This is a genomic window from Bacillus sp. Au-Bac7 (genome assembly GCF_021341655.1).
In the GTDB taxonomy this organism is placed as follows: Bacteria; Bacillota; Bacilli; order Bacillales; family Cytobacillaceae; genus Niallia.
The window spans coordinates 24,881-39,593 of record NZ_JAJTTG010000008.1; the positions used below are offsets into that span (position 1 = coordinate 24,881).

Below are 14,713 nucleotides of genomic sequence, written 5' to 3' on the forward strand. Positions count from 1 at the left end.
TTAAAGAGGTGTTTAACATGGAGATTCGTGCAATCCGCACATTCACGACAATTGTAAAATATGGAAACTTTTTAAAGGCGGCAGAAGCATTAAATTATTCGCAGCCAACAATTACACTTCATATTAAACATCTGGAGGAAGAAGTCGGCGAAAAACTGCTAGAGCGAGGCAAAACATTAAAAATGACAGAAGCTGGCCGGCTGTTTTATGAACGCGCCAATGCTTTATTAAGAGAGTATGATCGCCTTGATAAAACATTGCAGGACTTGGAAGGCGGTTTGGCAGGTTTAATTCGCATTGGTGTTTCAGAGCCTACAGCAAGTCTTGAACTCCCAGCCATTATCGCTGATTTTGTTGAAAAGTTTCCAAAAGTAGAAATTTCTCTTCATGTTGCTGATGCCAATACATTAAGTACAATGCTTTATCAAGACGAGATTGATTTTGCCATTTGCGGAGCACCGGAAGTTTCAATGGAGAATGTATTTAAACCGTTATATTATGATGACATTGTTCTGCTAGTTTCTGAGTCGCATCCGCTTACTGAAAAGGGAATAGCAGAAGTGGAGGATTTACTGGAGGAGACCATTCTATTTACACCTCATAATTGCCCGATAAGAATAAAAATTGAACAATCAATTGTAGAGAAAATCGGTACAAATTATAAAAAGCTTGAGATTTCGAGCAGTATGGCACACAAGCATTATGTTCAGGCTGGCCTAGGGATATCTCTTTTTACCCGTACAGCTCATTCCTTCCCCTTTCCTGGCACAAAAGTATTAGAGATTAATGGGATAGACGCTGCACCTGTAATCGGGCTATTACGAAGAACAAACAATTTAAACGGCAAAGCCTCCACACATTTATTATCATTAATTGAAGAAGCCTTCTTGAAGAAGAATATATTGCAAAAAAATGTTTAAACTTATTTACAAAATAAAAAAGGGCTATCAAGCCCTTTTAACTTGCTTTCTTTAACACTCCAGAAACGTTACCTTTCTTGCTGTCGCCTAACTTAAACATTAAAATACCGCCAATAATAATCAATACCCCTAGCTGCTGTTTAAAGGTGAATGGAATAGGCTCTGTACCGAACCAGCCAAAAGTATCAGATAATACAGCAAAACCGAGTTGTGCAAACATCACTATTGCAATAGCGAATGTTGGCCCAAGCAGCTTTACTCCTTTCGTTACACAATAAACGACACAGACACCAATAAAGCCGCTAAATAAATACCATAGCTCCATATTAGAAAAGTCAAAAAGGCTTTTCCCTTCCACAGCTAAACCAATGAAGAACGATGCAGCAAATCCCATTCCAAGAACTAATGTCGTTGTTGTCCATGAGCCAGCTTTCACCATCACTTTGTTATTAAAGATATTTTGCACTCCAACAAGCGCTCCTGCCATAATAGCCAGTATCATTCCCAGCATAATATTCCTCCTTATTGTTCGTAAATATTATCCTTTGCCATCTTCATAAGTCCAGCACTGTCTTTAATCGTAATAACACCTTTCTTTTTCTCTATTAACCCGTCCAAACAGAATTGTTTTATTACCCGATTCACATGCCGATAGCTTGTGCCGATGAAGTTAGCTACATCCTTTAAATCAAGCCAATCCAGTTTTTCAGCTACTGTATGTTCTTTCATTGTTGAAACAGAAAGTAAATAGCTAGCCAGTCTGACTTCAACTGGGTACATTAAATTAAAACTCATCGTCGTGGACTTTCTGTAAAATTTATGAGATATAATATTGAGCAGAAACTGAAGAAATTCAGCATCGTTATAACCATATCTTTTAAGCCATTCAAAACTGATTCCAACCATCATTACACTATTTGACACAGCCTCTACAGTATTGAGTAGTTCTGCTCCATTTACGAACTCTACATCACCTATAATCTCTAGCGGCTGCTTGAAGGACAAAATAAGTATTTTACCATCCAAGGAAGTTGTATATACTTTAATCTTGCCGCTAACTAGCACGTAAAGGAAATGTGCTGATTCTCCTTGTGTACAAATTGTTTCCCCTTGCTCAAATTCACATAACAGAGCATGCTTTATTAAATGCTCATTAAAAACGGCTGTTAATCCATATTGCTCCAAAAAAGAATTTAGCTTTACATCATCTTTCCATTCCTTCATTCATACTCCCGCCAGTCACAGTTTTAATAACAATACTCCACCTATCATCATCGCAATTCCTATAAAATCAGCAGCTCTTAATTTACGCTTCTCCATTCCAAACCAGCCATTTATGTCTATTATAAATGTTAGCAAAAGCTGGGATATGAGAACAAATGATACAGTAAATGTAACACCAATATGCTTTATTGCTTCCATATTACTAAACAGGATTATCGCTGCAAATGCTCCCCCAAACCAATAGATAGGCTGAACATTTCCAACACTTTTCCAATTTATATCTTTAGAAAAATAAAGAATTATTAAAGCCAGCACAAATCCAGAGAACTGAGTTAAACTGGCTGTTTGCCAAATACCAATATCCTCCCGTATATGGGCATTTGCTATATTCTGAATTGTAATAAAAACACCGCCAAGTAACGCAAAAAGAATACCCTTCATCTTATCCTTCCACCCTTCTTCCTCTATTAAATAGAAAAACAAGTAAGTTAGAAAGGACATATGTCCCTTTTTAAAATATACGTTCGACTGCAGTCATATACATTTATATCCACCCATATATATTTCAAAAGAACATAAAAAAACCCAGCATCGCATCAAGAGAGATATCCCTCTCTCCAAGCACAATGTCTGGGTAACTAATTTAACATTATTCAACCGTTTCAAGATCGGCAGCAGCCTCTATCATTCTGCCACTGTTGCTGTCAGAAAGCATATATTTTTGCTGTTCTGTAAGAACTAACAGTTTCTTTTCATCTTCAGTCAACTTCGTAACTAAAGATTCCCTTTTTTCACTGTATGCTTGTATATCTGATTTCAGCTGCGCTATTTGGTCTTTTATAGCATCCATCCGTTTTTCCTTTAGCTGCTTATCTACTTCATCTGTGATTAAGGGCTCATCATCACTTTCCTTTTTAAACAAGGAAAATATCGAGGTCTTTTGTTTTTTCCTTAATGAGGCAACCATAATATGATTCTGCCGATCTAGTAAATAATCCTGATAGGCAGATGATTCTAATTGCTTAATTTCCTGATTACTTTCACTCATTTCTCTTTCAAGCTGGGTAATTTCATATTTCAGCTGATTTACGGAACGATCCATCGAAAGGATTTCAAGCAGCAAGTTTTGATAGTTCATATTACTGTTATATAAATAATTTACTGCCTCTTTAAAGTTAGAAATTTGTTCAAGCAAAGCATCGTTTGAACTCTTTCTATTGGATTCAAATGTAGGCTCGGCACCTAATTCCACCAACAGCTGGTTTGTTGTCATCCCTACCTTTTCCATTAATAATGAAATAAGGTGAATCCTAAATATAGTTATGTAATTCAGGCGATAGTACCTACCGTGCTTTTGCGGTTTAATGTATATATCAGAAAGTTCACTCCGTAAATAATGCCTAATAGTGGCATCATCTCTGCCTATAAATTCGCTAGCCTTAATCGCTACATAATGAGTATCTGGATTAATGGATAAGATTGAATCTGTCCAAATATCCTCTTCAGAAGTATGGGATAATGCTAGATTATAAATTTGGTCAAATTGAAATTCTTCTAGTAATAATTCCTTTAATTCCTCACGTTGATGTTTATCTTCCACTTTGCTCACCTCCAGTTGCTCAAAAAAAACCACTTTATTTGATTTTACACTTAGTTTCTAAAAAAATCAAAGCTTGTAAACGGTATTTTTACGGTTCGTTTACGAATTTTCTCTTTATAAATCTATATAATTGCAACGTTGTATTTACGTTGAAGAGAAGTTGTTTATCGAACTGGAAAACATAAACACCTCAATTCATTTCGTAAATAAACATAATATTTACGACATTGACCAACTATACAAATCAAAAAACGTCGTAAACCCTAGTTTTACGAACCGCTTACGAAAATAACTTAGTTATCAACGTATATTATTTACGTAATTCGTACGTAAAGTAAATCATTCAACAATACTTCAATCTCATCAACCACTATTCGATTTACGTAAATATAATTTAGTTTTTACATAAAGATACTTTTTACGAGATGTTTACGAATTATAAAATGACTTGCACTTTGTCAATTTACATTAGCCGTACGATGGTATGTTTTTATATTTACATACTAGTTACGTAATTAAAATTTGGATTTATTATCATTTACGTAAACAAATACATTGGATTTACATAAAATACACTCTTACGAATCATCTACGATTTAAGTTATTGTAAATACATACGGTATTTATAGAATAATTACGTAAACGTAATATAGTTTCCAAATAAAGCTATATAAATATAATATTATTTTTACGTAGTTTTACATATATAGTTTTCTGCTTTTTATGTAAATTATAGATTTACCTATCATTTACGATGGATTTTATATATAAAGATCGTTAAAATCACATAAATATGAAGTTTTCTAATAGACAATTAAGCGAAGTTTTACGTATATGCACGAATGAAAAAACGGTATTTAAGTAGTCATTTATATAAAAATATATACATTTACATAAATGGATTCATTTATGAATCGTTTACATTACAAAAAATACACCTACTAATACTAAATTAGGGGGCAATATTGGTGGAAAAACAGCGAAAGGGGCCTTACCAAGAAGTTTTAATAGGATAAACCTAATTAAATTCCTGTAAAACAAAAAAACTTCAGGCTTTATACCTGAAGTTTTCTTAGAAAAGCCCAAATCCCAGTCTAAATGTACGATAGGAAAGGGGAATTCAATAGCTTTTACCTTTAAAATTAGTCATCTAGCAAGCTTAAATCGATATCATCTAAATCTATATCACTGTCAGTATCGTTTTTATCAGCCGGTTTTTCATTACTCATAAATTCTGCTAAGCCTAATTCTTCAAAATCAAGATCAAAATCCTCATCATCATTGGCAGCAGCGATTGAGCTGATTACTGACTGCTGGTAGCTTACTTCCTGCTGTCTTGCTTTAAAATCTTCATATTCCTTTACTAAACCTTTAGCTAAGCGTTCTGGAAGGGCATCAGCTTTAAAGAACGTATAAACACTCGTTGAAAAGTTGTTTTTTTCCTCCAAATATCCACTAAAAACTGTACCGTTTAACGGAAGTTTTTCAATAATTTCTTCTCTGGCATCATCAATAAAAGAACTGCCAATATCATTGGATTTATCGAGGATTGCAAGCAGTCCAATATGATGAATTCTTGCTGATGTATTCGTTTCTTTATCAAACAGCTGTATAGGCTGATGTAAATTACTGCTCTCGATCGCTTCTTTAAACATTGCAGTAACATCATGACCATTTCTCACCGAATTGCTCGGCTTAGAAAATCTGCTGATAACAAGTGATCCTGTATGCTCCAGTACAACCCGTCTAAAGTCAGCACTATCAAAAGTGACCGCTGTTCCGCCGCCAGTAGTAGCAGTGTTCAATTCATGGAAAATCTCTGCGATTTCATTGTTTGCATAGTCTCTGTAGTTATCAATACCATTTCTGCTGTTTTCAGGCAGCTGTTTAAACTCATCATAAAAATGCTGATTGTCTGCAAAAACTACAAAAGCAACGCCTTTATTAGGGTTTTTTGCGATATCCCAAATCTGTTGAGCAAAATTATTTACTTGTCGAAGGGCATCAGGACCATCCGCACGTGTAGGTATTGTCACAACAACACCAATCTTAATGAATTTTCTTCTTGCTCTAATAGAAGCTTCTTTTAAGTATTTCTTGGCATTTGCCTTTACTTCAGCATCACCGATTTCCTGACGAATTAGATTAAATTCTTCTATGATTTTCGGTTTGTTGTTGTAATCATAAAACTCCTCAATTGCTTTAACGATAGTAGAAGTGCCTGTTCCGCCGCCAAGACCAGCGAAGAACATAACTAGATCATCCTGCGGTCTGATTCTTTCTTGTATAAAGGACTTCAGCTTTTCCTTCGCTTTTTCATTTTTCTCTAATATATGTACAGCTTCTTCTGGGTTTTTGCCTAATCCGCCAAGCTCCAGGCTTACTCTGTTATTTGTAGATATGTTTTTTAAACCGGCTAAATCACCATCATTGCTGTTTAAAGCGATGCAATTGTAAACAGATGTATTATCCTCTCTTTTAAAAGCAGCAAAACGGTCTGCCATCCTTGTTCCGGCTTGTCCAAATCCCACCATAGTGATATTTATTGCCGGCTGGTTCTTAGTGAATGTTTTTGCCATTATTTACGCAGCTCCTTGTCCTTCGATTTATTCTCGACTAGTTTGGCTATAAGCTGTTTTCCTCGATTTGTAAGAAACAGAAACTTATAGGGCTTAATTGCTTCATGATATATAAGCGACATAAACATAAGCTTATCTACCATTTTTTCAACATTTTTACGTTCAATGTTCGTAAATACTTCCTCATATACGTACTTGTTTTTGCCAACAGTTTTCCTGACAAGACGTTCAACTTTTACATTTTCAATTATATGACTTATAGACACACCTCGTTCTTTATTTCTTTGCTCCTCAATAGCTATGTACTGGAACACTTTAAGTAAGCTGGGGTCTTGGCCAATAATATCAATGAACATTGCCAGTACCTCATCACTAAACTTAACATGCTTATGTAACTCATGAAGGTTATGATCCAAGAATCTTCCTCCTAACATATTACTTATAAACTCTATAATAACTAATTATAGTCTCTAATACAAGTGTCTATATAGCATATTTATAGGTGTTTTTTTAACTATATATCTATAAAAGTCCTATAATATAGGCGTTTATTTATAGTGTCTATATAAAGACACCATATAGTGATATTCGTTATTTTTATAGCTTTTTCGAATGGAAAAAACACCATAAATCTCTAAAATACCGATAATCATGCAAAAACAATTGATTTTTCATGTTTTTTTAATTGTTTTTTAGTTGTATTTTTTCATATTTATTTATAATAGTCTCTTTATATAGTGACCATAATTAAATCCTTATATAACAAGTGATTAGATGTAATTATTTTTTTATAAATTAGTATAGACACTATATAAGCCCACTTTATATAGTGGGGTTATATAGTGTCTATACATTCAAATTTATAGTAATATTTTTAGTTAAGTTCTTAGTCAAAACGTTCCCAGCTATTTAAAAACCAAGTTTTTTATTTACAAGGATCATTCGTTCAAATCCCCTTTTCTACGTAAAAACAAGATTGTTTTGACAAGACTACTTCATTACTGAAGATAGTATGTACGTAAATAACATGTTATTAACTTAGTTTTTTACGTAAAACCAACTTTTACATTCTATTTACGACGATATTTTCAAGGTGTTTATATTAGGCTATGAAGGTTTGAATGATTATATTCCACCTTATTTGCTTCTTCTAATTGTTGGTATTTTTTAAGCTATTTAGTTATCGTAATGACGTAAATTGTACGCTGATTTATAGTAGTCATTACATCTATGTATTACCTTTGAACATAAATACTAAATTTATTTTACGATTCCTTTTTTTACTGTTTTAGATTTTTTTGCTAACTCAGCTAACTTTCTCAATTTATCATTTTCAATTCCTGTATTTTTTCCTTTTCCAGAAGCCATATTATTTACCTCCTAATCGATAGTAATATTCGTATGATCATAGTTTGTCCAAAAAACTTAAAGTTTATACGTTCTATATTCATAGACCTCATCATAGTCTAGAACTATAACATTCTGACAATTTGACACTAAGATAAATGAAATAAAAGACAAAAGGGAGGAAGAGAGGGAGAAGATGGAACCAATCAATCCGATATTTACGAATAAAACAAGCAGATCTATATTAGAAACAAAAAAAGAAATAGTTCGGAAAAAACCGATTACGAAGATGGAAGGAAGAAAAGAGAGAAGCGATAAAAAAAAGGATGTGAAAATCCCTTTTAATCCGCAAGAACGGAGACTACTGAAAATATTAGCCAAAAAAATGGGACTTGATCCGACTCCTTATTGTTCCATATTAGTAAAGAAGGGACTCCAGGAATTTAAAGATTTCCCTATACGTCCTTATGATCCAAAAGGACAACCATATCCAGCTAAGTTAGAAAAGGTTTATCATGATCAACTTTTTGAAATGAAGGTAAGATGGGACTGTAGCTTGAAAGAGGCAGCATATCGAATACTTGCATTTATGCTCGAAGAAGAGGTGAAAAGGAACAGGTGAAAAAAAGCAGATTTCCTATTTACGATGATGAAATACGGGAGCTTTCCTATAGTCCCTATAATTTTTTTGATAAATGGTTCATGAAAGCTACGAGAAAGTTAACGACACCAACATTGTTGTCTTATACTTTTTACGTACCTGTTTCCGAATATTTACGTGGAGAGCTCTTCTGTGATGATGTTTCTGAAGCTGCCAATGAGAAATTCACTCATATTGATTTAGTAACATTACTGTTGGATGATTTTTTATACCAAGCAAAAAAGAGAAGCAATCCTGTCGAGCTTTATCATGAACTGACAGCGCGCTCTCAAAATGCCATAAAGGTTAACTCCTATCAAGAGGAAGAAAGTGAAATATTGGTTCCTGTAAATTCCCCAAAAAAGAAAATGATAAAATGCTTAATCAATCGAAAACAAGCTTTGAGGCTAGAGGTAATGCTAAGTGACATTGCAGAGTTGAATATGGAGTATAGCTTTGAGGTGAAAGATGTGCTTAGAATGTTATACAGTGATTTCATACTACAGTATAAAAACGGAAATTTATCCAATGTTGTAGACAATATTATTTTAAGACTGTCCCAATAATAGAAATGGCTATATGGCTTTTGAGGAGGCAGCCATATAGCCATTTTATCTATTAAGAAGTAAATGCTACTTGAACAGTTTCAGCAATACATTTTGTAATTTCCGCTCCATATCCGAACCCCAATTTCTTATATGTACTTCACAAGGCTTGTGACGGCACTACAAGCCTTGTTAGTTAATATGCTAAGTTAGACTCTCATTTGAGGTTTTTTAGTGATTAGAATAGAAACAGAAGGGACTTCATTTAAGAGAGACCTTAAGAGTTAGATAATTTCTTTCTAATTATCCTTCAAAGGACCAAAAAATCGTAATCCAGGAATATGCTTTTTTTGTTTCTTTGTTAATTTTTCTAAGTTTTTTATCGCTTCTTCAAATTCGAAACGGGTAATTTGCTTTGTGGCCAGTAATGAGGACAACAGTGCATAAGCAATAGGTTTTGTATCTATCTCAATATTTACATATACATCGACATCTGAATTGCCGCTTTGGCCGATTTGTGCGTTGTTCGTATCAAGTTCAGCATTCCCGTTATTACGAAACTGATAGATATTGTTTTCCTTATCTATTTGTCTGCGATGGGGAGACATGAACAACTCTCCTTACATAAAAATGGGCGAGACATGGTTATACCGTGCTCGCCTTCGTTGTATTATTCTTGGTCTTGGTCATTATCTTGGTTGTTGTCTTGATCTTGTTCTGTGTCTGCATTTGCTCTGGAACGAGAGCGTACACGAGCATTTGAATCTGAATCTACGTCGATTTTCAAATCAATCTTCGCATTACCAGAGTCGTTTACCTTTGCAATATTAGTATTTTTATCAACATTTTTTAAATCATTGCGGTTATCAACATCAGTATCATTTCTTAAGTCATTATCAGATTCAAAATCTACATTAGCATCGGAGCGGCTATCACTGTCACCTGAACGTGAATTTGATTTATTTCTTTGATTATTATCACCATTTCTTCCACCTGGAAACCAAACATTACTCATTAAAATTCCTCCTTAACCTTATTTAATTTTATTTTATGCATAAATTAAAAAGTGTAATAGATTAATATAATAGGGAAAGAATGGATTTTTTAGATTTATTACTATTCATAAAGTATATCCATGTATGTTGGAAACTTTTTTGTTTGAAATAGGAATAATTGAATGCTAGACGAATATACTATAAGTAGACGTTTTGCTATAGTTAAATGCCAATTACAAAGAAATAGCGATTTTCATTATATATAGCAAAAAATGGGTGGTAAGCTTTATTTCCTTATTTTAGATAACTATTTAGAATAATATTTAGGACATTAATTAGAACAATAACTTAGAACCATTAACAAAAATCCTCAACAAACCTTCCTATTATCCAATTTTCTAAAACCAAAAAAAGCAGTAAAATGCCAGTCACAAGTAAAGTTTTTAGATAAACAGACAAAAAATTCTCGCTAACAGAAAAAATTATCTTTCCACAAGTTAACAATAACCAATAACAAATTAAATAAATTAAATCACATTGTAATAAAGCAAATAACAATAAATAAAAAACTAATAACAAATATTAAATTACAATTCACAGCCTTAAAAAAGGGCAAAAAAAATAGAGTTTTTACAATATATGGTTTTTTTAGTAGTTGAAAAGTTTAATGAAGGGGAATAAATGTTGGAATAAAAAGGATGCTGATAAATTAGTATTTTTGTGGGCAGCACAAGATCCACTCGCCTAATAGCCAGTGTTTGCCTGTGTCGTTATAGTGGTTTTAAAATTTTTTCGGTATGTATCGCAAAAAAGGAAGCTAAAGAATCTTTAGCAGTTGTTATGGATTTAATGCGTTCATCCTTTTCAATAGCTTTGTTTCCATATGTTATACATTGGTTTATTAGCTTGTTAATTTGCTCGTAAGACTGCTCCTTTAATGTTTGGATATGATTCTTCGCCGCTTCTGCATCACTCCAGCCACGTTTTTGCTTTATTTCCTGCTTTTTATCTTCATCTTTTGAAGATATCAGTACTTGTGAATCCTCTATAATTGATTTTGTACGGGCAATAACCCAGTTCTCAGACCAACTTTTTAGAACATCAAAGATATGATTTGCCTTTTCAAAGCGCTGTTTAATTGGTTTAATTTGATCTTCAATCCCAACATGCATAATATCTCTGCCGGTTTCTTTTTCTACAATTGTTTTATGTAAATAATGATTGTCTAGAAGGGATTTAATGCTCTCTGCCTGATGACCGTATTTACCCATCTCATTAATAAGCACATTGTATATAATCGTGCTGAAATAAGCTGAAGCCTGTTTTGGATCAGTCAAAAAATGAGTATTCGAAGGAAGTGCTGTTGCCAGCTGCTCAATTGCTGTATCATAGATAAATCGAGCTAATGAAAGTATCTCATCTTTTGCATCAGTAATAACCCTCTGTTTAGCGATTATTTTTTCATTGCTAAATAGAGAGTTATATAAATATTTGCCTACACTTTCGATTTCCATGCAAAAACTGTCATTAAGGTAGCCATGATAGCCTGCTTGGAACATTTTTTTGCGCAAAAGCGTTCTTTCTGTGTAATTGCTGGCAAATTCATTTAAAGTTCCTTGTACAAATTCAAACGATACAGCAAGCTTTCTTGTGTAAATATTACCCACTAATTGAACTTTAACTGTATCGGCAATTTTAGAGTTGTTGATTTCACTAATCGCTTCGTAAAGACGGCCCTTTGTAAAGTAAGGATGACCATATGTATACTTAGAAGGCACAATATCATGATAATCGAACATCACGGATTCAGCTTTTTGCACAGACATGCGAAAAGCTGCCATCAAAAGCAATCTTTTAGAATTGATTGATAGATTCTGGAAGGACTCTTCATAAAAGAAGGAATATTTTTTACAATAACGATCAGTTTTGCTGTTAAATCCTAGATTCCTTGAAAGGCCGCGCTTAAATTTATATTTCACTCCTTCTGATGTTTCCACAGGAATATAAATATTGCCCCGTTTAAAGGAAGTGAATTTTTTAATAATCTGCTTTAAGTATTTCTTTTTTGTACCGGCTTTAGCTGCAATAACAGAAGCTGGTGCCTGGATTATTCCGTCCCAATCCGTATGAAGAAGGGAATATAGACAGACGTCAAATTCCTTTGATGAAACATTATGTAATAAATATTGATACGTTTCCTCGTATATCACTGGTTCTAACCTCCTTTCTGAAACGATAGAAAAAAATAAATCATTATAAAAGACCGAAAATAGCCTAAGGCCTTTCGATTTTTGGTTTGCGCTGTTAGCCATAAAAAAAGTCTATAAACTAATATCTATATTTATCTATGTTTTATTATATACACCGAAAAAAAGGGGTGTAAATGGCACGAAAAAATGGTGAAAAAACGTGTAGAAGGCTATATTACAACAAATATTGAAGCACGAAGAAATGGTGAAAATTTATTGAGAAACGTATAATAGCAAGGTTTAGGGGAGATTTTTTCTGTGTAAAAAAATTTTTGCACGAAAAAATGGTGAAAAGATTGCGCATTCTCTCCAATAAAGAGCAATAAAGTAAATTAGCACGAGAAATTTGTGAAAAAAAGTTGTAGACTACTATAGCGTTTGTCGAAATTTGTCGAAAAAAATCTTAAGAAGTCCACTATTATGCACGAAAAATAGGTGAAAATTTTATCCATTAAACAAGACTTAGAAAAAAGCACGATGAAATGATGAAAAAAACTTAAAAGCACGAAGAATTAGTGAAAAAAAGATGAGATTGATATAGAAAAAGAAGAACCAATAAGTACTTTCGTATTTAAACATTCCAGTAAAGAAAAAAGCACGATAAAACGGTGAAAAAAAACTCTGCTTTTTCCTATTTCTATGTAAAAACAACGAAAAGCACGAAGATTTGGTGCAAAAATATCGATTTATATAAAAAGCACGACAAAATGGTGAAAAAAAATTAAGGTTTCATTATATTACTTCAGTTAGCATTTGTGAATTGCCAATAAAAAGGGTGTTTAAAGGATGCAGTATTAAGCAATCTAAAGTAGAAACCGAGCTTATTGCCATTCTTAACGAGAGAATGTATATAAAAAGCACGAAGAAATGGTGAAAAAAATATAAGTTATATAAAATGCACGATAAAATGGTGAAAAAATTTAATGGATTTAATTAATAGAAGCTTTTTGAAAAAAAAGCACGACAAAATGGTGAAAAAAAATTGCTGTTTTGTTTGAGAAAGCTCTTTGCCCAAAAAAGCACGAAGAAATGGTGAAAAAAATTAGGGATATTAGCTTTAAGAAAAAAGCACGATAAAATGGTGAAAAAAATTGGGGCTATTTTGTATCTGCTCCAAATTAAAAATGCTTTTTCATGATAAATGGTACTATTATAAAGCAAAAACACCCCAATTATTCACTAATTGGGGTGTTCATTATGTTTCAAGGAATAAAACTTTCTGATGTTTAGCGTCAATTAAATCCTCTGCTTCATGTTCGGTGATAGGCAGGAATTCAATGTGAAATACATCGTTAACACGGCGAAAGCTTCTTATCGTCACTTGGTTGTCCACAAGCTCATGCAGAGAGTTTTCAACTTTAGCTAAAGCGTCTTTTTTTCTCGTCGGTAATCTAAGCCGTCTAGTAAAAAACGCGAGGGGATAAGCAACTGATTTTTTCCCGTCGATCGAGTCATCAGAAAGGGAGCTCTTTGCAAATCGCTCTTTCTGTAATATGAAGACAATATTCTCTGAGATTTCCAGCTGGAAATTTTGGATTTTATCACTATAGATTTTCGTCACTTGATTATCTATATAGCGCTGATGCATAAATTCATTTATCTTTATCTCTGCTTTCGTTTCCGCTTCATCTAAATAAGTAATATGATCAAAGAGGTCAAAGATGTATTTTTTTCCATCATCTGCTTTAATATCGAAGCTTAGATGCTTTAGCTTTTCCAGTCTTTCTCTAATACGTTTATATTCTTTGACACCCCTAGAGGAGTACATATTTTTTACAATGTCTCCGATATCGACATATATTTTTTGTTTTTCCACAAATTCATAGTCTCGTTTGGAAAGAATAAAATTGAATATTTCATAATCCATCGGAGTTAATGCAATTGAATTTTTTTCTTCTGTTAAAGTTTTGCCGAGCAGTGTTCGGATGGACAGATTGCCATCTTCATATATTTCGGCTGTTACACTATTTTCGACTGCTGGATCTTCATGAAAGTCCATAAATTTTGTTCTGCTTGTTTTTCCTGGTAAAGGAAGCTCACTGAACAAGTCGTTAACCTCTTTGACAATTCGGTTAAAGTCACCGCCGAACTCTTCAATAACAAGGCTTGTTACAGTAATAATAGAATCAATTTTTAACGTGTTTTTTATTTGGTTTTTCGTTTTGTCTTTAATATATTTGTAATCTGATAAGAGTTTTGTATCATCATTGACCCATTTATCAACTTCACTTAAGCGGTCTGCAATCAAGTCTTTTATATCGGTGACATGATAGTTATTCACTAAGTCAATAAATCCTTTTTCAATACCTTCATGGATGAATTTAACTTCAGCCATCAATTCCTTAGGGTTCTTGCTTTTTTTATTAATGCTTTTAATAAGAGCAGAATACCAGTTTTTCTTCGTCCTTTTGAACTTATCTCGATAATAATGAGAACGTAGTTCTTTTAAGTTCCTTTGTCTGCCGGTTTCAGGCTCAATCAGTTCCTCGAAGAAGATGACTGCCAAAAATTCTCTAACATCATCGCCGATTTTGCTGTTATATAAATCCAAAAAGGATGTTCCCAACCGTTCAAGTGTTGCGTCTACTAGATAGTTTTTTGGTAAGGCCAATAA

General features: G+C 33.3%; 13 protein-coding genes. 3 read left to right on the forward strand and 10 right to left on the reverse strand.

The window, feature by feature from the left end; genetic code table 11:
* Nucleotides 1-17 precede the first annotated feature (17 nt).
* On the forward strand, nucleotides 18-920 hold the full coding sequence (locus tag LXM54_RS19820; protein ID WP_233316966.1) for a LysR family transcriptional regulator: 903 nt from the start codon (nucleotides 18-20) through the stop codon (nucleotides 918-920).
* Between the two features lie 37 nt (nucleotides 921-957).
* On the opposite strand, the gene LXM54_RS19825 is transcribed toward LXM54_RS19820, so the two are convergent.
* From LXM54_RS19825 to LXM54_RS19850, 6 genes are all read right to left on the reverse strand, one after another.
* Complete coding sequence (locus tag LXM54_RS19825; RefSeq protein ID WP_233317076.1) at nucleotides 958-1,434, reverse strand: DMT family transporter; 477 nt, start codon at nucleotides 1,432-1,434, stop codon at nucleotides 958-960.
* A gap of 8 nt (nucleotides 1,435-1,442) precedes the next feature.
* Nucleotides 1,443-2,144: a Crp/Fnr family transcriptional regulator gene (locus LXM54_RS19830; protein ID WP_233316967.1), complete on the reverse strand. Its 702-nt coding sequence runs from the start codon at nucleotides 2,142-2,144 to the stop codon at nucleotides 1,443-1,445.
* A gap of 15 nt (nucleotides 2,145-2,159) precedes the next feature.
* On the reverse strand, nucleotides 2,160-2,585 hold the full coding sequence (locus LXM54_RS19835; RefSeq protein WP_233316968.1) for a DMT family transporter: 426 nt from the start codon (nucleotides 2,583-2,585) through the stop codon (nucleotides 2,160-2,162).
* A gap of 208 nt (nucleotides 2,586-2,793) precedes the next feature.
* On the reverse strand, nucleotides 2,794-3,744 hold the full coding sequence (locus tag LXM54_RS19840; RefSeq protein ID WP_233316969.1) for a hypothetical protein: 951 nt from the start codon (nucleotides 3,742-3,744) through the stop codon (nucleotides 2,794-2,796).
* A gap of 1,142 nt (nucleotides 3,745-4,886) precedes the next feature.
* Nucleotides 4,887-6,323 carry a cell division protein FtsZ gene (locus LXM54_RS19845; protein WP_233316970.1) on the reverse strand — a complete coding sequence of 479 codons (1,437 nt, stop codon included), beginning with the start codon at nucleotides 6,321-6,323 and terminating at the stop codon, nucleotides 4,887-4,889.
* On the reverse strand, nucleotides 6,323-6,739 hold the full coding sequence (locus LXM54_RS19850) for a hypothetical protein (RefSeq protein WP_233316971.1): 417 nt from the start codon (nucleotides 6,737-6,739) through the stop codon (nucleotides 6,323-6,325). The genes LXM54_RS19845 and LXM54_RS19850 overlap by 1 nt, the downstream gene beginning before the upstream one ends.
* 1,127 nt (nucleotides 6,740-7,866) lie before the next feature.
* On the opposite strand from LXM54_RS19850, the gene LXM54_RS19855 reads away from it, so the two are divergent.
* Together LXM54_RS19855 and LXM54_RS19860 are read left to right on the forward strand one after the other, a co-directional pair.
* Entirely contained in the window at nucleotides 7,867-8,292 is a 426-nt protein-coding gene (locus LXM54_RS19855) for a hypothetical protein (RefSeq protein WP_233316972.1), read from the forward strand.
* Nucleotides 8,289-8,876 carry a hypothetical protein gene (locus LXM54_RS19860; RefSeq protein WP_233316973.1) on the forward strand — a complete coding sequence of 196 codons (588 nt, stop codon included), beginning with the start codon at nucleotides 8,289-8,291 and terminating at the stop codon, nucleotides 8,874-8,876. Before LXM54_RS19855 ends, LXM54_RS19860 begins: the two co-directional genes overlap by 4 nt.
* Before the next feature lie 278 nt (nucleotides 8,877-9,154).
* Here the strand turns inward: LXM54_RS19860 and LXM54_RS19865 are convergent, their stop codons facing one another.
* From LXM54_RS19865 to LXM54_RS19880, 4 genes are all read right to left on the reverse strand, one after another.
* Complete coding sequence (locus LXM54_RS19865) at nucleotides 9,155-9,463, reverse strand: hypothetical protein (protein ID WP_233316974.1); 309 nt, start codon at nucleotides 9,461-9,463, stop codon at nucleotides 9,155-9,157.
* Between the two features lie 62 nt (nucleotides 9,464-9,525).
* Nucleotides 9,526-9,870 (reverse strand): hypothetical protein, encoded by a 345-nt coding sequence (locus LXM54_RS19870; RefSeq protein ID WP_233316975.1) that lies wholly within the window; start codon nucleotides 9,868-9,870, stop codon nucleotides 9,526-9,528.
* A 750-nt stretch (nucleotides 9,871-10,620) separates the two neighbouring features.
* A complete protein-coding gene (locus LXM54_RS19875) occupies nucleotides 10,621-12,060 on the reverse strand; it encodes a hypothetical protein (protein ID WP_233316976.1) in 1,440 nt (479 codons plus the stop codon).
* A 1,234-nt stretch (nucleotides 12,061-13,294) separates the two neighbouring features.
* The gene (locus LXM54_RS19880) at nucleotides 13,295-14,710 is read right to left on the reverse strand and encodes a hypothetical protein (RefSeq protein ID WP_233316977.1); all 1,416 of its coding nucleotides are present in this window, start codon (nucleotides 14,708-14,710) and stop codon (nucleotides 13,295-13,297) included.
* Nucleotides 14,711-14,713: the final 3 nt, after the last annotated feature.